18 protein-coding genes and 2 pseudogenes are annotated in these 24,013 nt (G+C 70.9%); 12 read left to right on the top strand and 8 right to left on the bottom strand.

Annotation, left to right across the window (positions count from 1 at the left end; genetic code table 11):
- Positions 1–10 precede the first annotated feature (10 nt).
- Entirely contained in the window at positions 11–388 is a 378-nt protein-coding gene (locus ABZ656_RS18175; RefSeq protein WP_101407210.1) for a MerR family transcriptional regulator, read from the bottom strand.
- A gap of 64 nt (positions 389–452) precedes the next feature.
- Here ABZ656_RS18175 and ABZ656_RS18170 point away from each other — a divergent pair, with 64 nt between their 5' ends.
- Complete coding sequence (locus ABZ656_RS18170; RefSeq protein WP_360269077.1) at positions 453–1,652, top strand: MFS transporter; 1,200 nt, start codon at positions 453–455, stop codon at positions 1,650–1,652.
- A 17-nt stretch (positions 1,653–1,669) separates the two neighbouring features.
- A pseudogene (locus ABZ656_RS18165) lies at positions 1,670–2,290 on the top strand (aldo/keto reductase); the annotation flags it as partial.
- 26 nt (positions 2,291–2,316) lie between these two features.
- On the opposite strand, the gene ABZ656_RS18160 reads toward ABZ656_RS18165, so the two are convergent.
- The gene (locus tag ABZ656_RS18160; protein WP_101407212.1) at positions 2,317–3,171 is read right to left on the bottom strand and encodes a GNAT family N-acetyltransferase; all 855 of its coding nucleotides are present in this window, start codon (positions 3,169–3,171) and stop codon (positions 2,317–2,319) included.
- 112 nt (positions 3,172–3,283) lie between these two features.
- Between ABZ656_RS18160 and ABZ656_RS18155 the strand changes: the two genes are divergently transcribed.
- Positions 3,284–3,811 carry a GNAT family protein gene (locus ABZ656_RS18155; RefSeq protein ID WP_101407213.1) on the top strand — a complete coding sequence of 176 codons (528 nt, stop codon included), beginning with the start codon at positions 3,284–3,286 and terminating at the stop codon, positions 3,809–3,811.
- 76 nt (positions 3,812–3,887) lie between these two features.
- On the opposite strand, the gene ABZ656_RS18150 is transcribed toward ABZ656_RS18155, so the two are convergent.
- Positions 3,888–4,598: a chaplin gene (locus ABZ656_RS18150; protein WP_360269072.1), complete on the bottom strand. Its 711-nt coding sequence runs from the start codon at positions 4,596–4,598 to the stop codon at positions 3,888–3,890.
- Positions 4,599–4,815: 217 nt separating this feature from the next.
- On the opposite strand from ABZ656_RS18150, the gene ABZ656_RS18145 reads away from it, so the two are divergent.
- Together ABZ656_RS18145 and ABZ656_RS18140 are read left to right on the top strand one after the other, a co-directional pair.
- Entirely contained in the window at positions 4,816–6,378 is a 1,563-nt protein-coding gene (locus ABZ656_RS18145) for an alpha/beta hydrolase (protein ID WP_101407215.1), read from the top strand.
- Positions 6,379–6,530: 152 nt separating this feature from the next.
- Complete coding sequence (locus ABZ656_RS18140) at positions 6,531–7,031, top strand: DUF4232 domain-containing protein (RefSeq protein ID WP_360269069.1); 501 nt, start codon at positions 6,531–6,533, stop codon at positions 7,029–7,031.
- On the opposite strand, the gene asnB is transcribed toward ABZ656_RS18140, so the two are convergent.
- On the bottom strand, positions 7,024–8,865 hold the full coding sequence (asnB, locus tag ABZ656_RS18135; RefSeq protein ID WP_360269066.1) for an asparagine synthase (glutamine-hydrolyzing): 1,842 nt from the start codon (positions 8,863–8,865) through the stop codon (positions 7,024–7,026). The genes ABZ656_RS18140 and asnB overlap by 8 nt on opposite strands.
- 368 nt (positions 8,866–9,233) lie before the next feature.
- Here asnB and ABZ656_RS18130 point away from each other — a divergent pair, with 368 nt between their 5' ends.
- Entirely contained in the window at positions 9,234–10,748 is a 1,515-nt protein-coding gene (locus ABZ656_RS18130) for an FMN-binding glutamate synthase family protein (RefSeq protein WP_360269063.1), read from the top strand.
- 28 nt (positions 10,749–10,776) lie between these two features.
- Here the strand turns inward: ABZ656_RS18130 and ABZ656_RS18125 are convergent, their stop codons facing one another.
- A complete protein-coding gene (locus ABZ656_RS18125; RefSeq protein ID WP_360269060.1) occupies positions 10,777–12,039 on the bottom strand; it encodes an arginine deiminase in 1,263 nt (420 codons plus the stop codon).
- Between the two features lie 33 nt (positions 12,040–12,072).
- Positions 12,073–13,491, bottom strand: coding sequence for a basic amino acid/polyamine antiporter (locus tag ABZ656_RS18120; RefSeq protein WP_101407219.1), 1,419 nt, complete (start codon positions 13,489–13,491; stop codon positions 12,073–12,075).
- 125 nt (positions 13,492–13,616) lie between these two features.
- On the opposite strand from ABZ656_RS18120, the gene ABZ656_RS18115 reads away from it, so the two are divergent.
- Both ABZ656_RS18115 and ABZ656_RS18110 read left to right on the top strand, forming a co-directional pair.
- Positions 13,617–14,714: a chemotaxis protein gene (locus tag ABZ656_RS18115; protein ID WP_101407220.1), complete on the top strand. Its 1,098-nt coding sequence runs from the start codon at positions 13,617–13,619 to the stop codon at positions 14,712–14,714.
- 51 nt (positions 14,715–14,765) lie between these two features.
- Positions 14,766–15,779 carry a Gfo/Idh/MocA family oxidoreductase gene (locus ABZ656_RS18110; protein WP_101407221.1) on the top strand — a complete coding sequence of 338 codons (1,014 nt, stop codon included), beginning with the start codon at positions 14,766–14,768 and terminating at the stop codon, positions 15,777–15,779.
- Between the two features lie 45 nt (positions 15,780–15,824).
- Here ABZ656_RS18110 and ABZ656_RS18105 read toward each other — a convergent pair.
- A pseudogene (locus ABZ656_RS18105) lies at positions 15,825–16,070 on the bottom strand (phospholipase domain-containing protein); the annotation flags it as partial.
- Positions 16,071–16,297: 227 nt separating this feature from the next.
- On the opposite strand from ABZ656_RS18105, the gene ABZ656_RS18100 reads away from it, so the two are divergent.
- Both ABZ656_RS18100 and ABZ656_RS18095 read left to right on the top strand, forming a co-directional pair.
- The gene (locus ABZ656_RS18100; RefSeq protein ID WP_101407222.1) at positions 16,298–16,975 is read left to right on the top strand and encodes a TetR/AcrR family transcriptional regulator; all 678 of its coding nucleotides are present in this window, start codon (positions 16,298–16,300) and stop codon (positions 16,973–16,975) included.
- Positions 16,976–17,278: 303 nt separating this feature from the next.
- Positions 17,279–18,709, top strand: a complete 1,431-nt coding sequence (locus ABZ656_RS18095; RefSeq protein WP_101407223.1) for a SpoIIE family protein phosphatase — start codon at positions 17,279–17,281, stop codon at positions 18,707–18,709.
- 105 nt (positions 18,710–18,814) lie between these two features.
- Here ABZ656_RS18095 and ABZ656_RS18090 read toward each other — a convergent pair whose 3' ends face one another.
- Positions 18,815–20,317 carry a hypothetical protein gene (locus ABZ656_RS18090; protein ID WP_101407224.1) on the bottom strand — a complete coding sequence of 501 codons (1,503 nt, stop codon included), beginning with the start codon at positions 20,315–20,317 and terminating at the stop codon, positions 18,815–18,817.
- A 232-nt stretch (positions 20,318–20,549) separates the two neighbouring features.
- Between ABZ656_RS18090 and ABZ656_RS18085 the strand changes: the two genes are divergently transcribed.
- Together ABZ656_RS18085 and ABZ656_RS18080 are read left to right on the top strand one after the other, a co-directional pair.
- Positions 20,550–21,695 (top strand): aminoglycoside phosphotransferase family protein, encoded by a 1,146-nt coding sequence (locus ABZ656_RS18085; RefSeq protein ID WP_101407225.1) that lies wholly within the window; start codon positions 20,550–20,552, stop codon positions 21,693–21,695.
- A gap of 329 nt (positions 21,696–22,024) precedes the next feature.
- Positions 22,025–24,010: an N-acetylmuramoyl-L-alanine amidase gene (locus ABZ656_RS18080; protein ID WP_101407226.1), complete on the top strand. Its 1,986-nt coding sequence runs from the start codon at positions 22,025–22,027 to the stop codon at positions 24,008–24,010.
- The last annotated feature ends 3 nt before the right edge of the window (positions 24,011–24,013 follow it).

Genomic DNA, 24,013 nt, shown 5'->3' with positions numbered 1-24,013 from the left:
TGAGCCGGCCTCACGGCCGCAGTGCCTCCGGCTGAACCGTGTCGAGATAGGCCCGCAGCGCGTCCCGGTTGCGGGCCAGGCAGTCGATGCGGCTCTGGATGCGGTCGATCTCGCCCCGCAGGAGTGCGGCGGTCTCCTGGGTCAGGCACTCGGGATGGAGATGTATCTCGCCGGGGTCGGACAGGAACGGCAGGATGACACGGATGATCTCGGTGGTGAGCCCGGAGTCGAGCAGCCCGCGGATCTGCCGTACGCACGGGACGGCCCCGTCGCCGTACGAGCGATAGCCGTTGGCGGCCCGCTCGGGGCGCAGCAGGCCCTGCTCCTCGTAGTAGCGCAGCATCCGGGTGGGGACGCCGGTGCGGCGCGACAGCTCACCGATCCTCATGACTCCGCTCCCCGCGGCAGGCGCGCTTGCCTTCACACTGATGTGAAGGTTTCAGCATGGTCGCATGTCGCTCGCACCGCCCGCCAAGGGCACCGCCCTGTCCGTCTCCGGGCTGCCGCTCTCGGGGCTGCTCGCCCTGTCCACGGCCGCCTTCACCGCCGTACTGACCGAACTGCTGCCCGCCGGTCTGCTGCCGCGGATGGCTCCGGCCCTGGGGGTGTCCGAGGGGCAGGTCGGTTTCCTGGTGACCGGCTACGCGCTCGCGTCCTTCCTCGCCGCGGTGCCCCTCACGGCAGCGCTGCGCGGACTGCCGCGCCGCCGGGTACTGACCGGCACCCTCCTGGGTTTCGCCTTCTGCAACGCCGTCACCGCGGTGTCGTCCTGGTACGCGCTCACCTTCGCGGCCCGGCTCGCAGCCGGGGTCATGGGCGGCACGCTGTGGGCGATGCTCGTCGGGTACGCGGCCCGGATGGTGCCCGCCGAGCGGCGCGGCCGTGCCATCGCGATCGTCCTCGGGGGCATCACCCTCGCCCTGTCGCTGGGCGTGCCCGCGGGCACCGCGCTGGCGGACGCCGTCGGCTGGCGCGCGGCCTTCGGCGTGCTGTCCGTACTCGCCGCGCTGCTCGTGTTCTGGGTGCGGTGGCGGGTGCCGGGCCTGCCCGGCGAGCCGGCGGGCGCGCGGGTGCCCGTGCGCCGGGTCGCCGCGCTGCCCGGCATCGTGACCGTCCTTTCCGTGACCCTGCTCCTGCTGCTGGGACACCAGGTGATGTACACGTACGTCGCCCCCTTCGCCGAGCACACCGGTTTCGGCCACACCGGTCTCGTCCTGCTGGTGTTCGGGGTGGCCACGGTCGTGGGGATCTGGATCGTCGGCGCCCTGGTGGACGCGCACCTGCGCCGTACGCTGCTGACGGCCCTGGCCCTGATCGCCTGCGCGATGGCGGCGCTGGCCATGTCCGCGGGCGACCCCCTCGTGCTCCTCGTCGCGGTCGCCCTGTGGGGCGCCGCGTTCGGCGGAGCGCCGACGCTGATCCAGACCGCGCTGGTCGACGCCTCCGGACCCGCCCGCGCCGAAGTGGCCACCTCCCTGCAGACCACCGTCTACAACGCCGGCATCGCGGCCGGTTCCCTCACCGGAGGACTCGTCCTGGAGAGCGCGGGAGCCACGGCTCTTCCCTGGACGTCACTCCCGCTGATCGCCGCCGCGGTCGGTGTGGTGGCGGTGGGGCGGCGGCGGGCGTTCCCCGCGCGGCGCCCCGCCTGACACCCCGCCCGCAGGGCACCGACCTGGTGCGCGCGGGCAAGGTCCGGGCCATCGGCGCCTCCTCCTTCCCCGCCTCGGACATCATCGAGGCACAGTGGGTCGCCGAGCGGCGCGGCCTCATGCGGTTCCGCAGCGAGCAGCCGACGTACTCGATCCTCAACCGCGGCATCGAGCGCGAGGTGCTGCCCGTCTGCAAGCGCTACGGCATGGGCGCCCTGGTCTACAGCCCGCTCGCGGGCGGCCTGCTGACCGGCCGCTACCGCAAGGGCCGGCAGGCCGACAGCCACCGTGCCGCCTTCGGCTTCAAGCACCTCAGCGACGAGCGCCGGCTCGACACCGTCGAACAGCTCATCCCCCTGGCCGAGAAGGCGGGGATGCCGCTGACACACCTGGCCATGGCGTTCGCGATCGCCCACCCCGGCGTCACCTCCGCGATCATCGGACCGCGCGCGATGGCCCACTTGGACGACCTCCTCGCGGGCGCGGAGACCACTCTGACCGACGAGATCCTCGACCAGATCGACGCGATCGTCCCGCCCGGCACCGACATCGGGACGCTCGACATGGCCTACAACCCACCCGCCATCCAGCAGACCGCCCTGCGCCGCCGCCTGACCGGCGAACGCTCCGCCGCCTGACCCAGGGCCTGTCCGCCGGACAGGTCCTAGCCGAGCTCCAGCGTGGTGACCCCGTAGACGCGCTCGCCGCTGAACGGCCTGACCGGGCCGGTGTACATCCGGGCCGTTTCGAAGGAGGGGGTGAGACCGAAGTCCTCGGCGAGGGCGACGCCCGGCGCGTTCGACTCGGGGATGTCGATGGCGACCTCGCCGCCGGGAGCGTCGGCGGCCAGCGCCGGCAGGAGGGCGCGGGCGTCCTCGGCGGTGTCGGCGAACAGCGGGCCGACGCGCGGGCGGTCGAGGGCGGGCCGGATCACCGCGTAGCCGGTGAGATGGCCGTCGGCGACGCGGACGAAGGTGCGGTGGCCGGGACCGGTGAGCCACCGCTCCAGGAAGCGGGGGCGGTCGGCCGGGCAGCAGGCACTGTCGTACGCCGCGATGGACGCGAAGTCGGCCGATTCCGCGGGCCGCACCCCCGGTGACGTCTGTCCCGCCGGCACGGTTCCGGTGAACCGGACGGTGCGGTGGGCGAGTTCGAAGCCGGACTTGCGGTAGTTGTCCTGCTGCGCCACCACACCGTCCAGACCGACGGTCCGACCGCCGGCGTGGGCGAGGGCCGTCTTCCAGGTGGTGAGGCCGTGGCCACGGCCGCGCAGATCCGGTCGTACGAGATAGAAGCCCAGGAAGGCGTAGTCGGCGTCGTACGTCACGACCGAGACGGCCGAGACCGGCTCCCCGTCGATCCTGCCGATGAAGAAACCCTCGGGATCCTGGGCGAAGAAGCTCTGCGCGTCGGACAGCCCCGGATTCCATCCCTCGTCCCCCGCCCACCCGCTGATCACCGACCAGTCGTCGAGCGAGGCCCGGGCGACGACGAGGTCCGCGGGACCCGGAGAAGTCATGTGTGCGCTCCATTCGCTTACGGCCGGGGTGCGCGGCGGTCGCCCGCACCCGCAGCATCTTTCCCGATCTCCACGGGGATTTCAGCGTCCGCCGCTCATAGGCTTGTCGTCCATGAGTGACGATGACGTGACCCTGCGCCCGGTGGCCGAGGACGACCTGCCCGTCATGGAGCGGTTCCTGACGGAACCCGAGACCGCCGCACCCTTCCAGTGGTTCGGCTGGCGTGACCCGGACCGCTGGAGGCGCAAGTGGGACGAGAACCGCATGCTCGGCGACGACGCGGGCCATCTGATGGTCGTGCGCGGCGAGGAGCGGCTGGGCTTCGTCGGGTGGCGGAAGATCCGGCCCACCCCGAGCACGTACTACTGGAACATGGGCATCGGCCTGCTGCCGGAGGCGCGCGGCAAGGGCTGGGGCACGCAGGCCCAGCGCCAGCTGGTCAGGTACCTGTTCGCGCACACGACCGTGGTGCGGATCGAGGCGGACACCGAGGCGGAGAACATCGCCGAGCAACGCGCCCTGGAGAAGGCCGGGTTCTCCCGCGAGGGCGTGCTGCGCAGTCTGTCGTTCCGGGACGGCCGGTGGCGCGACGGCGTGCGCTACAGCATCCTGCGCGACGACCTCCCCGACATGCGCTGACCCCCGCCCGGGGACCGCGAGGAGAAACCACCCGAACGGGGCCCCACCGGTCGTGAGCACGGTGGGGCCTTCCGCGTCAGCGGACCGCCGTGGGCCGGTAACGCCGGTACAGCACGGCGCCCCCCAGGAGCAGGGCGGCGCTCGCGGCGATCGCCGGCATCGTCTGGTCGGCGCCCGTGTGGGCGAGGGAGGCCAGGGGCCGCGGCGGAGCCTGGTACGGCGTCCCCTGCGGCACGTACGCCCTGGGCGGCGTGTGCGGCTTCGGAGCGGTCTTCACCGGCTGGGGGTGGTCGCCGGAGGTGTTCGTGGACGTGTTCCCCACGGACGCGTTGCCGCCGCCGACCACGGTCGCGGAGTTGCCGCTGACGTTCGCCGGGAGGTGCACCGGGAGCTGCAGGCCGTTGCCCGAGAGCACGCCCGGAGAATCCTTTCCGCTCCCGACCGCGACAGCACCGCCGCGTGTGACGGCACCCCCCTGGGCCACGCCACCAGCGCTTTCGCCACCCCTGCCGTGGCTCCTCCCGCCGACGCCAGGGCCCCGGCCCTCGCTCACGTTCGCGCAGCCGTTGCCCGCGGCGGGGTTCAGGAGCCCGGCCACGTTCACGGTGTTCCCGCACGCGTTCACGGGGACGTGCACCGGGAGCTGGAGGGTGTTGCCGGAGATCAGCCCGGACGAAGCCGCCGTGCCACCGTCCGCCGTGGCGTCGGCGTGGGCCGGCATCGTCACGGCCAGCGCTCCCGAAGCGGCGGCCGCGGCGATCAAACCATTTCGGGTAACCCGTTTCATAGGTTCCCTGCCTTCCAGACATGGATGCGGGCACTCGCCCGCACCGCGTAAAACGCGGGAGAACCATCCGACGTTATGGCTGATCGTGTTTTCACCCCAACGAGGGTCACGTTTATCGAACGCCCGCCCAGAGGCGCGCTGCCGGACACCCGCTTATCGTGATCGAGGAGCTATCCCCTGGCGCCCGGTACGACGCCGGGCGTCCCTGGAGGCATCCATGCTGTCCGCGCACCAACGCTGGGCGTACGCCGGAGCCGGCGTCGTGACACTGGCCATGCTGGCGGCGGGTCTGCCCCCGGCGGTGGCGACGGCCGCCGAGGGCCCCGACCTGTCCCGCTTCTACCACCAGCAGATCAAGTGGGGCGCCTGCAAGGGCGACGCGATGCCCGCGGATCTGCGGTGCGGGCAGGTGACCGTCCCGCTGGACTACGCGCACCCGGAGGCCGGGACACTCGACCTCGCGCTGGCCCGCTATCGCGCCACAGGCCCGTCGAGGGGATCCGTACTGCTGAACTTCGGCGGCCCCGGCGTCCCGGGAATCCCGCAGCTCGCCACCAGCGGCAAGGACTTCATGCCGCTCACCAACGGCTACGACGTGGTGACCTTCGACCCCCGCGGTGTCGGCCAGTCCTCTCCCGTCAGCTGCGGCGGCGGTGCCGCCCAGACTTCCGACACGGCGGGCTCCGCCACCAACGACAGCAGCCCGGAGGCACTCCTCAAACAGGTACGGAAGGACGCCGACGAGTGCGCCAAGCACTCCACCCCCGTACTGGCTCACATCGGCACGGTCAACGCCTCCCGGGACCTGGACGTGATGCGCCAGGCCCTCGGCGACAAGAAACTCAACTACCTGGGATTCTCGTACGGAACGCGCCTGGGCGCGGTGTACGCGAGCCAGTTTCCCGACAAGACGGGCCGCATGGTGCTCGACGGCGTGGACACGCTCACCGAGCCGCTGTCCGAGTCGGGCCTGGTGAGCGCCGAGGGGCAGCAGACCGCCCTGGAGGACTTCCTCACCTGGTGCACCCAGGACACGTCGTGCCCGTTCGGGCAGGATCCGCGCGATGCCCGTCAGCGGGTCGCCCGGCTCGTCGACTCGCTGGACAAGAACCCGGTGCCGACGAGCTTCGGGCAGCAGTTCTCCGGCCAGGACCTGGTGGCGGCCATGGGCCTTGAACTCTTCGACCGCAAGGGGTGGCCGCAGCTCGAACGGTCCCTCGCCTCACTCGTCCAGGACGGCGACCCGAGCGGACTGTTGCAGGCGGCCGGGGGCGTCACCCTGCCCCACGCCACGTACAGCGGGCTGGTCGACCCCGCGAAGGTGCCTCCGGACAACCTCGAGACCGCGCTGCCGGCGATCAACTGCGCGGACGACCCCGATCGGCCCAGCGCCGCGCAGCTCACCAAGCAGATCGACGAACTGAGGGCCGCCTACCTGGAGGCGTCGCCGATCTTCGGCCTTCTCCGTCTCGACGAGCTGCTGATGTGCTACGGCCGCCCCAAGGGCAGCGACTACATCCGCGAGAAGGTGCGTGATGTCCAGACGCCGAAGATGCTCCTCGTCGGCACCCGCGGGGACCCGGCCACCCCGTACCGCTGGACCGAGGAGACCGCCGCACGGCTCGGCCCCTCGGCCGTCGTGCTCGACAACAAGGGCGAGGGCCACACCGGGTACGCGTCTTCCAAGTGCGTGCGCGAGAAGGTCACCGACTTCCTGCTGTACGGCTCGCTGCCGGACAACGGCAGCTCCTGCGGCCCGGAGGATGCGACGGCCCCTTGAGCCGACCCCGCGACGGCGTGTCACAGAACGGACGCGGACGGGTTGCACCGACAAGTCGGATACAACCCGAAGCGCGCCTCGGCCGTCACACTGAGCAGCCGTCGCTCACCGTTCATGACACTGTTCGTGACCGAAACAGGGGGAACCCACCGATGCGCATCCGACCCGTTCTCGCCCTCCCGGCCGTCGCCGCGGCGCTGCTCCTCGCCGTGCCTCAGAGCGGCTCGGCCGCCGCCCGGCCCGCCAGGTGCGCCGAGAAGGCCGTCACCGTCCACGCCCACCGCTCCGCCGACCCCACCCTGCTGCACCTCGGCGTCACCAACCGCTCCACCCGGGCGTGCACCGTCGATCGCATCCCGACCGTCGTCTTCGGAGACCTCGACGGCGCCGCCCTGCCCGTTCCCGCCGGGCAGAACGGACCGTACCTGCTGGAGGCGGGCCGGACGGCGTACGCGGCCCTGCGGACCATCGCCGACCCGGCGGATCCGGAGGCCCGCCGGGCGGACTCGATCGGCGTCTCGGCGGACCCCTCGCGCTTCGGCCGTACGTTCACCGCGCGTGAGCTGGGCGTCGGTCGCGTCGTCCTGGTGTGGGAGCCGGTGACCTCGTGGTGGAAGTCCTCGCAGGCAGCCGCCGACCGGGCACTCAGGTAAGGAGCACGTCCGGGGCGTACAGGTCCAGCCACAGCGCCAGGTCCAGGGTGCGTTCCAGGCCTCGCCGCGACGCCTGCGTGATCTGCGGGCTGTCGCGGTGGGCGGCCCGGTGGACCCGCTCCCGGTCGACGAGGTCGAAGACCGGGTGCGCGGGCCGGGCCAGGAGGTCCTTGGCGTGTTCCTGGAGCGCGATCGCGTACTTGGGGTCCTGGGTGGACGGATAGGGGCTCTTGACCCTGTCGTACACGGACTTGGGGATCAGGTCGGCGGTCGCCTCCCGCAGCAGGCTCTTCTCCCGGCCGTCGAAGGACTTCAGGGACCAGGGCGTGTTGTAGACGTACTCGACGAGCCGGTGGTCGCAGAACGGCACCCGCACCTCCAGGCCGACGGCCATGCTCGCGCGGTCCTTACGGTCGAGCAGGACGCGGACGAAACGGGTCAGATGGAGGTGGCAGATCCGCCGCATCCGGTACTCGAAGTCGCTCTCGCCGTCGAGCCGCCGGATGCCCGCGACGGCCGTACGGTAGCCGTCGGCGACGTACGACTCCAGGTCCAGCGCCTTGGTGAGGTCCGGGCGCAGTACGTCGGCGTCGTCGCCGAAGTCCCGGCTGAACCGGACGAGCCAGGGGAACGTCTCGGCGCTGCGGGCCTCCTCGTCGAAGAACTGCAGGTAGCCGCCGAAGACCTCGTCCGCCGACTCCCCGGAGAGCGCGACCGTGGAGTGCTCACGGATGGCCTGGAAGAGCAGGTACAGGGAGGCGTCCATGTCGCCGAAGCCCATGGGGAGGTCGCGGGCCCTGATCACCTTCGCGCGGACGTCGAGGTCGGCCAGGGCGTGCGCGTCGAGGACGATGTCCTGGTGGTCGGTGGCCGAGGCGCGGGCCACGTCGTGCACGAAGGGGGTGTCGGGGGTGCCCCGCAGCTCGTCGGCGACGAAGTGGTCGGCCTGGCCGACGAAGTCGACGGCGAAGCTGCGGACCTTCTCGCCGTGCTCGCCGAGCTGCCGGGCGGCCAGCGCGGTCATGGCGGAGGAGTCGAGGCCGCCGGAGAGCAGGGTGCAGCGCGGCACGTCGGCGACGAGCTGGCGGCGCACGATGTCCTCGAGGAGCGAGCGGACGGTGGCGATGGAGGTGTCACGGTCGTCGGAGTGCGGCCGGGTCTCCAACTGCCAGTAGACGCGGCGGCGCAGCCCGGCGCGCTCGACGGTGACGACGGTGCCGGGCTCCACCTCGCGCATGCCGTCCCAGATCGCGTGTCCGGGCGTCTTGACGAAGGTGAACAGCTCGCGCAGTCCGTCCAGGCGGACCCGGGCCGGGGCCAGCGGGTTGGCGAGGATCGCCTTGGGTTCGGAACCGAAGAGGACGCCGTCGGGGGTCGGGTAGTAGTAGAAGGGCTTGATGCCCATGCGGTCGCGGATCATCACGAGCTTGTCGTGGCGGCCGTCCCAGACCGCGAAGGCGTACATCCCGTTGAGCCGCTCGGCGAGCGACTCGCCCCATTCGAGGTAGCCGCGCAGGACCACCTCGGTGTCGGAGTCGGTCGAGAATCGGTGCCCGCGATCGGTCAGCTCGCGGCGCAGCTCGGTGAAGTTGTAGGTCTCCCCCGAATAGACGAGCGCGACCGTGCCGTCCGGGGTCTCGGCGGTCATGGGCTGGCGTCCGCCGGGCAGGTCGATGATCGCGAGCCGGCGGTGCCCGAGGGCCGCGGGCCCCTCGGTCCAGGTGCCGCGGTCGTCGGGGCCGCGGCAGGACATCGTCTCCGTCATTGCATCCAATGTCTCCGCCTCGGCGCGCAGGTCGCGGTCGAAGGAGACCCAGCCGGTGATGCCGCACATGCGTTACCTCCCGCGTCCGGTTTCACCGGGAACACCGCGCCAGCCTGAGGTTTCATGGGCGGCCCAGCGCTTCCGCAAAACCAGTTGTATTGAGCAGCTATATGACGAGGTTGTGTCATGTGCGCGAGTGCCGTCAACACGTACGTAACCTGACCGGCCCAGTCACCCCGACGGTTTCGGTCGCGCTTTGCACGCCGCGGACGGACGGATCGGCCCGCTGCCGGGCGTCGGCGAACGGGAATCGGCCACGGGCAAAGTCTTCCTCAACATCCGCCGGGGCGCCCGGGGGGGCATCCTCGGGGGACCCGATCGGCATGCCCGCTTTCGCCTCCTTCCGTCCCATGGGTTTGACTCGTGGTGTGCGCCGGATGCTCTTGCCGCTGTTCGTCGCCCTGGGTGCGGCCGGGGCACTGGTCCTGGCATGGGCCGTCTCGCCCTGGTGGTGGTGGGCGGCCGCCGCACTGCTCGCCCTGACCGCGCTCGCCGCCCGGGATCTGACCCAGCGCCGCCACGCGGTCCTGCGGAACTACCCCCTGCTCGGTCACCTCCGCCTCCTCCCGCGGCCCGACGACCGTGATGTACGCGGCATCGTGTACGAGCGCGCCGAGGGCGTCGAGGCCGAGGAACCCTTCGGCACCGGGCTGGACCTGTACGGGGACGGGTACGAGTACCTGGAACCGTCGATGCGCCCGGTCGAGGTCCCTGACGAGCCGCCCGTGGTGCGCGTCGGCGGCCCGGACTGCACCCAGCCGTACGACATGGCCCTGCTGAACGTCTCCGCGATGAGCTTCGGGTCGCTCTCCTCGCACGCGATCCTGGCACTCAGCAGGGGCGCGGCGCTCGGCGGTTTCGCGCACGACACCGGCGAGGGCGGCCTTTCGGACCACCACCTGCGGGGCGGCGGCGACCTTATCTGGGAGATCGGCAGCGGGTACTTCGGCTGCCGCACCCCGGAAGGGGGCTTCAAGGCACGCGAGTTCGCGGACAAGGCCGCGCTGCCGGAGGTCAAGTGCGTGTCGCTGAAGCTCTCGCAGGGGGCGCAGCCGGGCATCGGCGGGGTGCTGCCCGGCGCCAAGGTGAGCGCCGAGATCGCCCGGGCCCGCGGTGTCCCGGAGGGCGAGGCGGTGGTCTCACCGCCGTACCACCGGGTGTTCTCGACCCCGCGCGAGCTGGTGTGCTTCCTCGCCCGGATGCGGGAGCTGGCGGGCGGCAAGCCGACCGGCTTCAAGCTCTGCGTCGGCTCGCGCCGCCAGTTCCTCGCCGTCTGCAAGGCGATGCTCGCCGAGGGGGTCTCGCCCGACTTCATCGTGGTCGACGGCGCCGAGGGCGGTACGGGGGCCGCGCCGCCGGAGTTCGCCGCCTGCCTAGGTACGCCCCTGACCGAAGGGCTGATCACGGTGCACAACGCGCTGGTCGGCACCGGGCTGCGTGACCGTGTGCGGATCGGCGCGAGCGGCAAGGTCGCCACCGGCTCGGACATCGTCAAACGGCTGGCGCAGGGCGCCGACTACACGAACGCGGCCCGCGCGATGATGTTCGCGCTCGGCTGCCTCGAGGCCCGGCGCTGCCACACCAACACCTGCCCGGTCGGGGTCGCGACCCAGGACCCGCGCCGGGTACGCGCCCTGGACGTGGCCGACAGGTCGGCGCGCGTGCACCACTACCAGCGGGCCACGGTCCGCAGCGCGAGCCGGATCATGGCCGCCATGGGGGTACGCGATCCGGCCGAGCTCGGACCGCATCAGCTGCTCCGGCGCACGGACCCGGCGACCGTACGGTCGTACGCAGAGCTCTACGAGTGGTTGGAGCCCGGAGTGCTGCTCGCGGAGCCGCCCGCGTCCTGGGACGCTGACTGGAAGGCGGCGGATCCGGACGCGTTCTGAACGGCCTGAGCTCCACCGGGCCGCTGGTTCAGAATTCCACCGGGTCCCTGATGATGGGGCAGGTCATGCAGTGGCCGCCGCCCCGTCCACGCCCGAGCTCGGCGCCGACGATGGTGATGACCTCGATCCCGGCCTTGCGCAGCAGGGTGTTGGTCTGGGTGTTGCGGTCGTAGGTGACCACCACGCCCGGCTCCAGCGCGACCGCGTTGTTGCCGCTGTCCCACTGCTGCCGCTCGGAGGCGTACACGTCCCCGCCCGTCTCCACGATCCGCAGTTCGGACAGCCCGAGGGCCTTGGCGACGACCTCGGTGAAGGATCGTGCGCCCTCGTCGGTGAGTTCGATGCCGGGGGCCTTGTCGCTCGGGCGCAGGGAGAAGGTGCGGACGGCGTCCATGATGGTCGGGTAGAGAGTGACCAGGTCGCGGTCGGCGAAGGTGAAGACCGTGTCGAGGTGCATCGCGGAGCGCAGCTTCGGCAGTCCTGCGACGATCACGTGCTCGGCGGCGCCGTTCTCGAACAGGGCCGCCGCGACCTGGGTGATGGCCTGGCGCGAGGTGCGCTCGCTCATGCCCATGAGCACGACGCCGTTGCCGACCGGCATGATGTCCCCGCCCTCGAACGTGGCCTCCCGCCAGTCCCGTTCGGGGTCGCCCCACCACACGGTCGAGCCCGCGAAGTCGGGGTGGAAGGTGTAGATCGCCTTCATCAGGAGCGTCTCGTCGTGCCGGGCCGGCCAGTACAGCGGGTTGAGCGTCATGCCCTCGTACAGCCAGCAGGTCGTGTCGCGGGTGTAGAGGGTGTTGGGCAGCGGTGGCATCAGGTACTCGCGTACGCCCGTGGACTCGCGGGCCAGTGCGAGGTAGGCGGAGCGGTGGTCCTCGGGCAGGTCTGCGGTGGCGAGACCACCGATCAGGAACGTGGCGAGCCGGGCCGGTTCCAGCGTCTCCAGGAAGGCGCGGGTGTCGTCGACGAGCCCGATACCGACCTCGTTCGGGGTGATCTTCCGGTCCAGGAGCCAGTCTCTGGCGACGGGGAGCGCCATGGTCCGTGCGAGCAGATCGTGCAGTTCGACGACGTCGACGCCGCGTTCGCGCAGCTTGTTGACGAAGTCGGCGTGGTCGCGTTGGGCGTTCTCGACCCACATGACGTCGTCGAAGAGCAGGTCGTCGGAGTTGGTGGGGGTGAGCCTGCGGTGCGCGAGACCGGGTGCGCAGACGAGTACCTTGCGCAGCCTGCCGACCTCGGAGTGGACGCCGTACGCCGGGCGGCCGGTGGTGTGTTGACTGGTCACGGTGTGCCTTTCTCCGGGGCGGGGACGGGCGGGTCAGAGGCTGATCCAGCCCAGTGCCAGGGCGACGATCCCCAGGACCGCGCCGGCGATCGAGACGAGAAGGATGACGAGTTCCCGGGTTGAGAAGAGCCGTCTGCCCTGCTCGCGCCGGGCCAGCACGAACAGCACCGTGGCGGGCGCGTAGACGATGAAGGAGACGAGAAGGTACTTCGGCCCGGCCGCGTAGAGCAGGAACGCGGTGTAGAGGGTGGCGAGCGCGGGGACGGCCAGGTCACCGCCGGGCCTTCCCCGTGCGCTCTTCAGGGCGAAGGCCGCCGCCAGCAGGAACGGGATCAGGGTCAGCGCGCTGGTCAGGTCGAGCGCGAAGCTGAACGCGTCGTCCGAGAACAGCGTGACGACCAGCACGACCTGGGTGAGCAGTGTCGTCATCAGCAGCGCGGGCACGGGCACGTCGGCGGCGGTGGAGCGGCCGAGGAAGCGGGGCATGTCCTCGTCCCCGGCCGCGACGAAGAGCACCTCGGCCGCCATCAACGTCCAGGCGAGATAGGCGCCGAGCACCGAGACGATCAGGCCGACGCTCACGAAGACCTTGCCCCAGGTGCCGACCGCGCTCTCCAGGACCCCGGCCATGGAGGGCTGTCGCAGCTCGGCGATCTGGCTCATCGGCAGCAGTCCGTACGACACGATGGTGACGGAGGCGAAGATGGCGAAGACGCTCAGGAAGCCGAGAACGGTCGCCCGGCCGACGTCATCGCGGCGCCGGGCGTGCCGTGAGTACACACTCGCGCCCTCCACGCCGAGGAACACGAAGACGGTGGCCAGCATGGTGCCCTTGACCTGGTTGAACAGCGAACCGGCATAGTCGGCGCCGGCGAAGTTCTCGGCGAAGACATGGGGCTTGAGGTAGAAGAGCGCCAGGACGACGAAGACGAGGATCGGCACGACCTTGGCGACGGTGACGATCCGGTTGATGGCCGCGGCCTCCTTCACCCCTCTGCGGATGAGGAAGAAGAAGCACCACAGACCCACCGAGGACAGGGCGACGGCGAGCACGGTGTCACCGTCGCCGAGCGCCGGAGCGATCGCCCCGATCGTCGACATGATGAGCACCCAGTACGTCACGTTGCCGACGCAGGCGCTGGCCCAGTAGCCGAACGCCGAGAAGAAGCCCAGGTACTCGCCGAAACCGGCCTTGGCGTACGCGTACACGCCCGCGTCGAGGTCGGGCCTGCGGACCGCGAGCCGCTGGAAGACGAAGGCGAGCATCAGCATTCCGGTGCCCGCGACGGCCCAGGCGATCAGGGCGCCCGCCACGCCCGTCTCCTGGGCGAAGAGACGGGGCAGGGAGAAGACCCCGGCGCCGACCATGGAGCCGACGACCATCGTGGTGAGGGTCGGCAGCGTCAGTTTGGCGGCCGGGGCCGCACGGGTTTCGGTGTCGGCCTGCGTCATGGGCGTCCTGCCAAGGCGGGCGTCGTCGTGCGACGACGCGGGGGAACGTCATCTGGAGACCCGAGCGACACTAACAATCAATTGCCCCAAATGCCCGATAACTGAATCGGCTCTATCGTGCTCTTATGGAGCACGCACTCAGCCCAGCGACCCTCACCAAGCTGCGCAGGCCGCGGCCCTATCCCGCGGTGTCGGTGCTGACGCCCACGCACCGCCGCGAACCCGACAACGCCCAGGATCCGGTCCGGCTGCGCAATGTCGTGGCCGAGGCCAAGAAACAGATCGAGTCCGATCCGGCGGTCACCCGCGAACGGCGCACCGACCTCGTCCAGCAGCTCGACCAGGCCCTCGCCGAGGTCGACCTGGCGCACGCGGAGGAGGGCCTCGCGATCTTCGCGGCGCCCGGCGAGCACCAGGTGTGGTCGCTGGCCCGCACGGTGCCCGAGCGCGTGGTGCTCTCGGACACCTTCCTGACCCGCAACCTCGTCGCCGCGCAGGTATCGGAGCGGCCGTTCTGGGTGCTCGCTGTGTCTGCCGACCGGGTGACGCTGTGGAACGGCGGCGCCGACCGGGTCACCGAGGAGCGCATCGGCGGTTTCCCGCGGACCCGCAGCCTCGAGGACCCGAACGCCGAGCGCAAGGAGCGCATCGGAGACCTGCCCAGCACCTTCCGCGACGAGCGGACCAAGCACTTCGTGCGGGACGCCGACACCGCGATGAGCGCCGTACTGCGCGAGGATCCGCGTCCGCTGTACGTCACCGGCGAGACCGCCGCGCTCTCCCTCCTCGACGAGGTCGGCACGGTCACCACGGAGGCCACGCACATCCCGCACGGCGGACTCGCGCACGGGACCCCCGAAGCCGTGTGGCAGGCGGTCCGTCCGCTGATCAGCGCGGAGGAGCGCAGGGACACCGACGCGGTGGCCCGGGAGCTGGAGTCGGCCCGTGGCCGCAAGGAGTTCGCGGCCGGAGTCGACGAGGTGTGGCAGAACGCCTCCCAGGCCCGGATCCGGCTGCTGGCCGTCGAGGAGAACTACCGCGTGACGGTACGCGACGACGGCGGCGACCATCTGGTCCCGGCCGAGAGCGGTGATCTGGACGCCCGCGAGGACATCGTCGACGAGATCGTCGAACAGTGTCTGGATACCGGAGCGGAGGTCCGTTTCGTCCCCGACGGCAGTCTCGGTGACGCGAAAGGCATCGCCGGGGTGCTGCGCTACTGATCATTCCGGCAGACAATCGCCTCCAGGGCTGTCTGCCGGAGAGGTGAGCGCGTGAGTGAGCTGTTGGGTGTCGCGGTCCTGGGTGCGGGCCACATGGGGGCCGACCATGTACGGCGGATCGATCGGGTGGTGAACGGCGCCCGGGTCGCGGCGGTGGCCGATCCCGACACCGGGCGCGCCAAGGACGCCGTCGCCGGCATCGACGGTGTCTCGGTGCACACCGAGGTGGCGGCGGCCCTCGACGCGCCCGGCGTACAGGCGGTGTTGATCGCCTCCCCCGGGCCCGCGCACGAGGAGGCGCTGCTCGCGGCCTTCGATCGCGGTCTGCCGGTGCTGTGCGAGAAGCCGATGGTGCCGGAGTCGGCAGGGGCGCTGCGGGTGGTGGAGGCGGAGGCGCGGCTCGGCCGGAGACTGGTGCAGGTCGGGTTCATGCGCCGGTACGACGCCGAATACCAGCGCCTGAAGTCCCTGCTGGACAGTCGGCGGCTGGGCCGTCCGCTGATGCTGCACTGCACGCACCGCAATGTGTCCTCCCCGCCCGGCTTCACCTCGGCGATGCTGGTCAACAGCTCCGTCTCGCACGAGATCGACGCGGCGCGCTGGCTGCTCGACCAGGAGCTCACCGCCGTGACCGTGCTGCGCCCACGGCCGTCCGCGGGTGCCCCCGAGGGCCTTCTCGACCCCCAGTTCGTGGTGTTCGAGACGGCCGACGGCGCTCTCGTCGACGTCGAGGTCTTCGTCAACTCCGGCTTCGGCTACCAGGTGCGCTGCGAGGCGGTCTGCGAGTCCGGGAGCGCGCGGATCGGGGACGAGCACACCATGGTGGTGACGACGGCGGGCGGTGCCCGCGAGGAGGTGGCGCAGGACTACCTCGTACGGTTCGCCGACGCCTACGACCGCGAGGTGCAGGCCTGGGTGGACGCCACCCGGGAGGGGAAGGTGACCGGGCCGGGCGCCTGGGACGGGTACGCGGCTTCGGCCGTCGCCGAGGCGGGGGTCCGGGCGCTGGAGAGCGGCGGCCGGGTGACCGTCGAACTCGCCCCGCGCCCGGACCTCTACGCGTGACCAGCCGCTGACGCTCGCCGTGCCCGTCTCGATGTGCCCGGTGAACCGGCGCGACCAGCTCGCGTCGGAGTCGACGGTGATCGTGAAGTCGTACCAGCCGTTCTGATGCGCGACGGCGTTGAAGTAGCCCTCGGCGGAACCGTCCGCGGCGACGGTGTACGTCCACGGCCCCTCGCCGCGGTACTGGTTCGCGGTGATCGTGAACTTCACCGCGGCAGCCGAGGAGTTGGTCATCTTGAAGTAGAGGGCGGTCTTGCCGGTGCCCGGTTCGGTGGCGTAACGGGTGCTCACCTCGGCCGACTTGCCCGCCTGTGTCGCGTCCCCCTTGAACCGGCGCAGGAAGCGGTTGGGGCCGGCCGTCGTGAGGTCGTACTTGCGGTTGCCGTACCCCTGCGGCCGAACGCCGCCGCCGAACGCTATCGGCTCATGCGTTCGCTATAGGATCAAACGAAAGCATGCTCCTCTGTGCCGCATACGCCAGGGAGCGACCCCTGCGGGCAGACGAAGAGGGCGATGACATGGCGGAGAGCCGGACGGGACCTGGACCGCGCGATCGGTTCCGCGCGCAGGTACGGGAGGAGGTCAAGGCCGCAGCACTGCGGCAACTGGCCGACGGCGGTCCGGAGGCACTGTCCCTCAACGCCATCGCCAAGCAGTTGGGCATGACCGGGCCCGCCCTCTACCGCTACTTCGCCAACCGGGACAGCCTGCTGACCGAACTGGTCATCGACGCCTACGGCGACCTTGCGTCCGCACTCGCCCGCGCGGCCGACGCCGCCGCGAGCGACGCGGTCGCACGCCTGGCCGCGGTCGCCCGGGCCTACCGCGAGTGGGCGCGCGGCGAGCCGCACCGCTACCGGCTGCTGTTCCGAGCGCCCCTGCCGGGGTACGACGCGCAGTCCACGCGACTGGTCGAGGCCTCCCAGCCGGCCATGAACGTCGTACTGAACGTGACGAGTGCCCTGGCGGCGCCGGACGCGACGGCTCCGGAGGGCTCGGAGGGCCAGTTCGGGGAGTGGATGAAGCTCCGCGGAGTCGAGGACGTCCCGGCGGCGGTCGCCGCGCGGACCACGATGCTCTGGGCCCATCTGCACGGCCTGGTGAGTCTGGAGATCGAGCAGAACTTCGCCTCGATGGGCGTCGATCCCACACCCCTCTACGAGGAGGAGGTACGGGACTTCGTCCGTTCACTGTGAACGGGGGGCACTTCACTCCGGAGCATGGACACGCCGCGTACATATGACCGTCGAACAAAGATTTGAAGGGGGTCTCGGCTACTCCTGGGGACCTTCAAGTCACGTACGCTTTCTACGACTTGGGCGCGCGACCCGCGTACCGAATCAATGCCGGTCGGATCGTCCGCCTGGACTACGGCATATGCCAGAAGCACCACCGGATCGTGTGTTGCCAAATCCCTTACAGGGCGTCGCAGCCTGTGCAACAGTCGTAACGGTCCTTCCGCCCAGCCTTGGTCGTACCGTCCCCCATCGGAGTGCGTCATGCCGTCCCATCTCTCTGCGGACCGCCCCGCCGCCCAGCCGCCCCAGCGCGGCTCGGTCGACGCGCTCATTTCGCAGACGCGACGGCTGCGCGGTGAGGTGGACGCCGTACGGCGGGACGCGCCCTTCGACGGCACAGACCCCCAAGGACGCTGGCAGCGCGCACTGTGCGATCTGGCGATGCACCAACTCAACGACCTCGACGAGCACTTGGCACAGTTGCGGGACGGACCCCCGCCCGTGCCCACGGAGCCGGCCGACCCGCCCCCCGCACCGGCTGTGCCGGCCGGACCCCGGCGCGGCTCGCTGCTCAGCCGGGTGGGCAGTGCCGAGTGGAACCTGCTCACGGACGAGGCCAGTTGGTCCGGAGAGCTCTACGACATCCTGGGCCGCGACCCCGCCGCTCCCCCGCTCACCCTCGACGAACTGCCGTCGCTGATGCTCGACGAGGACCGGCCGATGCTGACGGCGATGGTCACCGACTGCCTCATCGACGCGAAGCCCATCGACGGCGAGTTCCGCATCGTGCGCCCCGACGGCGGGGTGCGCACTGTTCACATGATGGGCGAGCCCGTGCTCGACACCGACGGCAGCACCGCCGCGATGTGGGCCGTGCTGCGCGACGTCAGCGAACTGCGCCGTAGCCAGCGGACGGTGAGCGAGACCCGTGAGTCGCTTCAGCTGCATCGGCACCAGGCGCAGAGCGAGCGCCGGCTCGCGGTCCAGCTGCAGGAGGCCGTGCTGCCGCCTTGGCGCGGCTCCCTGCGGTTCCCGCAGCGGGGCCCCGAGGCTCTGGACCTCGCCGCCCGCCATCTGCCCTCCTCGAACAGCACGCTGATCGGCGGCGACTGGTACGACGCGATGGAACTGCCCGACGGAGCAACGCTGTTGAGTGTCGGTGACCTCACAGGGCAGGGCGTCACCGTCGCCTCGGGCATGGCGATGCTGCTCGGCGCCCTGCGCGGCATGGCCGTCGCGGGCACCCAGCCCGGACAACTCATGTCCTGGCTCAACCAGTTGCTCGACGCCTCGGTGCAGCCGTCCCTCGGCAGCGCGGTCTGCTGCCGCTACCGGCCCGAGACCCGCACCCTCACCTGGGCGCAGGCAGGACACCCCGCCCCACTGCTGTTCCGCAACGGGACGGGGCACATGCTGGCAGCGCCGGACGGCGTGCTGCTCGGCGCGACCTCGGGGGCCGTCTACGGGCAGGCCGAAGAGACCCTCGAAGACGGCGACCTACTGCTCCTGCACACCGACGGACTGGTCCCCGGGCACTATGGAGCGCAAGCCGTCCAGAGGCTGCTCGACCTGGCCCCGCGCTTCCACGGAGCCCGCACGGCCCAGGACTGCGTACGGACGGTTGTAGAGGAATTCGGCGAGAGTGAGCGCGAGGACGACGCCTGCGTGCTCATCGCCAGGATCGGCTCATAGACCTCACCGGGATCAGACCTCGCCGGGACCTGCTCGAAGACCCCGACTTGGAACCCTAGGAACCCTTTGACCTGGAACTTTTTCTGTACACACAGGCAGGAGTGCTCACGCCTGTGTGGTGGTGCCCCCGCGCTTCGGCCTGAGCGAGCTCTTGGGGAGGGCGAGTTGGATCTCCTCACGCAGTTCGTGGATCTTCGGGTAGCCGGAGTACTCGGCGGTGAGCCGGTACATCTCACGCAGTCGGTCCCAGGTGCGGTGGGAGGAGTTCGCCCCCATCGACACCAGGGCCAGCCGGGCGTAGCGGTCCGCCTGCTCGGGGTCGTCCGCGATGAAGCACGCCGAGGCCAGCGACAGCCAGTCGAAGATCTGTGACCGCTGCCGCCCGTTCTCCCGCATATGCAACGCTTCCTTGGCGTGGCGCTGCGCCGTGGTCGCCGCGGCCGGGTCGTGCTCCGCGAGCGTCCGGTAGGCCAGGGCCTGCATGCCGTGCATGTCCGCCTCGTCGAACATCTGCATCCAGCTCGGCGGTGGCACATCACCCTTGTCGGAGACGAAGAGGTCCTCCGCCTCCCCCAGGGTGCGCCGCATGGCCTGGCCCTTGCCCATCGACGCCTGAGCCCAGGCCTCGATCGTGTAGAGCATGGCCCGGGTGCGCGGCAACATCTCGGAACCCGAGCCCGACTTGGCGAGCTTCATCAGGTCCAGGGCGTCGTCGGGCCGGCCCAGGTGCACCATCTGACGGGCGGCGCGGGAGAGCGCCTCTCCGGCGCGCGGCCGGTCGCCGCCTTCTCTGGCCGCGTGCGCGGCGATGACGAAGTACTTCTGGGCCGTGGGCTCCAGGCCGACGTCATGCGACATCCAGCCCGCGAGGACGGCGAGATTGGCGGCGACGCCCCACAGGCGCCGCTGCAGATGGTCAGGGTGTCGGTAGGAGAGCATGCCTCCCACTTCGTTGAGCTGGCCCACCACGGCCTTGCGTTGCAACCCGCCGCCGCGGGCCGCGTCCCAGGCCCGGAACACCTCGACCGAGCGCTCCAGTTCCTCGATCTCCTGCGACCCGATGGGGGCGGCCTCGTAACGGTCGAACCCAGCGGGGTCGGCGTGCAGGGGATCGTCGACTACAGGGGCGTCGGCCGCGAGGGCCGGATCGGTGTGGAGCCAATCGTGCATGGCACTGCTGAGTGCGGATCCCGCGGCGAGCGCGGCACCCGCGCCCACCAAGCCGCGTCGGTTGAGCATGAGGTCCATTCCCGTGAATTCGGTGAGGACCGCAGCGGTTCGCTCGGGCGCCCACGGCACACCGTCGGGATGTTCCACATTCCCGCCGCCCGGCCGCTTCCCCACACGCCCGTGCCGCACCAGACCGAGGTCCTCGATGGTCACGACACGGCCGAGACGCTCGGTGAAAAGCGCCGCCAACACTCGCGGAACCGGATCGCGCGGGATCTCTCCCATGTCGATCCAACGCCGCACCCGTGAGGTGTCGGTCGCCAGCTGGGGGTGGCCCATGGCCGCCGCCTGCTTGTTGACCAGCCTCGCGAGTTCGCCCTTGGACCAGCCGGCCAGGCCGAACAGATCCGACAGACGAGTGTTGGGTTGTCCGTTCACGTCAAGCCCCCAGGTTCTCGGCTGAGTTGACAGTAACCCTCTGTCAGTTGCTGAGCGACTATTCGCCAGGGTTCGCCAGGGTGCGCCAGATGGTCTGCCACTGGGCATCCGGTGTCAGGTAGGAAAGCGCCACCCCGACCCGGTCGCCGAGGGACATTCCCCAGGGTGCACCAGGGCTGCCGGGGCGGGTAGCGCAGCAACTTGCAGGCACACGAAGGGATCTGTTTCGCCCATGTACACAGCATCGTCCTCCGTGTCCGCTCCGCCCCGGTCGCTTCACCCCCGCCCGGCGGCGGCGGGCAGCGGCCCCTACCTCGACCCCGCTCGACCGGCTGCCCCCGTGCTCGGCGCCGGCAGGACGCGGCGCGTTCCGGGGCTCGGCACCCAACCGCTCAGCGGGAGACTCGACTTGTCCGGCCCTCAGGGCGCGCAGCTGCGCACGGCGATCGCGTCGGTGCACCGGATCTGTCCGGAGTTCGCTCCGGTCCAGGTACTGCGCCGCAGCGGGCGCTCCGTGCTCCTCGTCGGCACGACGGGGCGCAGCACGGCGGTCGCCAAGTGTTTACTGGACCACTCCCCGATCTGGTCGGAGCGGATCAGGCACGAAATAGCGGCATACCGATCGTTCGTGCGGCATAGGCCGCCGGTCCGGGTGCCCCGGCTGATCGCGGCGGACCCGGACAACTGCACCCTCGTGATCGAACGGATGCCGGGGCGGGTGGCCGCGCTGCAGCGGCACCCGGCGGAGGCGCCGCCCCGCGCGGACATCCGGGCGGCACTGGGTGCGATCTGCCGGCTGAACGCGTGGCGGCCGCCGGCGGGGACGTTCGACGCCCCGCTGGACTACGCGGAGCGGATCTCCCGTTTCCATGAGCTGGGTCTGCTCACGGACCGGGACATGGGCGACCTGCAGAAGCTGGTGCACGGCATCGCGCACTCGGCGGGCCGTCAGGGCATGGGCCAGTTCTGTCACGGGGACGCGTTGCTGTCGAACATCCTGCTCTCACCGGCCGGTCCAGTACTGGTGGACTGGGAGCACGCGGGATGGTACCTGCCGGGCTACGACCTGGCGACGCTGTGGGCGGTCCTCGGTGACGCTCCCGTGGCGCGCCGCCAGATCAGTCAGCTCGCGCAGTCCGCCGGTCCCGCGGCGCGCGACGCCTTCCTGGTGAACCTGATGCTCGTACTGACCCGGGAGATCCGTACGTACGAGACGGCCGTGCAGCGTTCGATGCACGACGCGACCCCGGCGGCACCGGGACCGGCCCATCCGGGTGCTGCGCCGTCCGGCGAGGAACAGCGGCTGCTGCTGCGGCGGCTGCACGACGACTGCCAGATGGCCCGTCGGGCCGTTCGAGCGGCGGTCGGCACTCGTTGACGGGGACGAAGGTCCGCGGTGCGCCTGAACGGCGGCGCGCCGCGGGCCTTCGTCGTGCGGGGCCTGCCGTGCGGCACCGATGTACGGCGAGCGGCTCTTCCCCCGTCGGCATCTCTCCCGCGGGCATCTTCACCCGTTCGCGCCAGGGGTCCACTCCACTGACGCCTTGCAGGCCGTCCCACTGCCGCCACGAAAACCCGTTCGCCCCGCCTCGACAAGAGAAATCGCCTGCTCCTGGGCAAGATTGACGGATCGTCGGAGAGCCGATACCACTGACCCACGATCGGCCCCGCACGCCCCGCCGCGCTCGACCGTCCCAGGAGGCTGCATTGCGAGGATCCTTCATCGACCCCGAGGCCACTGCCGGGCACAGACGCGCGCGCCGTACCGCGGGCGCCGTCGCCTCGGCGGCGCTGTTGTTGCCGCTGCTCGGCGCGGCCCCGTCGAGCAGCCCCGCGCAGGCGTCCGCCGCAGAGCTCCAGCGGGCCTTCGCCGGCGCTGCCGCCGAATACCACGTGCCGCTGAGCGTCCTGCTCGGCGTCTCCTACCTCCAGTCCCGCTGGGACGCGCACGCGGGCGCGCCGAGCGTCAGCGGCGGCTACGGCCCCATGCATCTCACCGACGCGCGGACGGCGATCGCGGAGGCACCGCACCACAGCGAGGGCACGGAGGACGCCCGTGGCGACAGCTCGCGCCCGCCCCTGCTGCCCACCACCCAGGTGCCGCGGAACTCCCAACTCCCGGACAGGCTGAAGACGTTGCCGAAGGCGGCCCGGCTCACCGGCCTGCCCGAGGAGCGGCTGCGTACCGACGCCGCCGCGAACGTGGCGGGCGGGGCCGCGCTCCTGGCGGCCGCGCAGAAGGACCTCGGCGAGCCGCTGAGCGACGACGCGGCCGACTGGTACGGCGCGGTGGCGCGTTTCTCCGGCGCGGACGACACCGCGACCGCGGCGACCTACGCCAATGACGTCTACGAGGTGATCCGCCAGGGCGAGGAGCGCACCACGGACGCCGGTCAGCAGGTCGCGCTCGCCGCCCGGCCCGGACTGAGCCCCGACACCGCGCCGCTGCGGCGGGCCGGGCTGCGTACCGTCTCCGCCACGAACACGGAGTGCCCCACGTCCGTGTCCTGCGAGTGGATCCCGGCCCCGTACTCGGAGTTCGGCGACGGTGACTACGGGAACCACGACCTCGGTGACCGGCCCGCGTCGCAGAGCATCAAGTACATCGTCATCCACGACACGGAGGGCAGCTGGGACGGCGTTCTGAAGCTGGTCCAGGACCCGACCTACGTGTCGTGGAACTACACCCTGCGCTCGACCGACGGTCACATCGCCCAGCATGTGAAGGCGAAGGACGTGGCCTGGCACGCGGGCAACTGGTACATCAACGCCAAGTCGATCGGCCTGGAACACGAGGGATTCCTCGCCTCGCCGGACGCCTGGTACACGGAGGAGATGTACCGCGCCTCGGCGCGGCTGGTGAACTACCTCGCCGACAAGTACCGCGTTCCGCTGGACCGCCAGCACATCCTGGGCCACGACAACGTGCCCGGTCCGACCACGTCGACCATCCCCGGCATGCACACGGACCCGGGCCCGTACTGGGACTGGCAGCACTACTTCACCCTGCTCGGCCACCCCTTCCAGCCTGCGACGAAGACAAGGACGAGTGGCGGTCTGGTCACCGTGCTGCCGCACTTCGCGGAGAACCAGCCCCGGTACACGGGCTGTGTCACCAGCGGTGAGCCCTGCGCGGCGCACGGCTCCAGCGAGGTGCGGCTCTACTCCCGGCCGGACGAGACCTCGCCTCTGATCAAGGACATCGGGCTGCGTCCCAAGGGCGACGACTCGACGATCGACGTGAACGACGTGGGTTCACGGGTCTCCACCGGACAGCGGTACGCGGTCGCGGACCGTGACGGCGACTGGACGGCGATCTGGTACCTGGGCCAGAAGGCCTGGTTCAAGAACCCGCGGAGCCGGCCGACGGCGGTGAACGCCTCGGGCCAGGTCGTGACCCCCAAAGCGGGCCTCACGGAGATCCCCGTGTACGGGCGCGCCTATCCGGAGGCCGCGGCATACCCGGCGGGCGTCCCCGTCCAGGCCGTCTCGCCGCTCCCGTACAAGATCCTGGCAGGCCAGAAGTACGCCGCCGGTGACAAGGTGCCGGGCGAGTACTTCTACGCGCCGACCTTCGACACGGCACCGCACAAGGTCGTGATCGGCAAGGACATGTACTACGAGATCCAGTTCGGCCACCGGGTGGCGTTCGTGCGGGCGGCGGACGTCAACGTGACGCGTTCGCGCGCCTGAGCG

Origin of the sequence: Streptomyces sp. NPDC007095 (assembly GCF_040634475.1) — a bacterium.
Lineage (GTDB): Bacteria > Actinomycetota > Actinomycetes > Streptomycetales > Streptomycetaceae > Streptomyces.
Note: the sequence above shows the minus strand (reverse complement) of the source record. Positions and strands in the feature narration are given on the sequence as shown.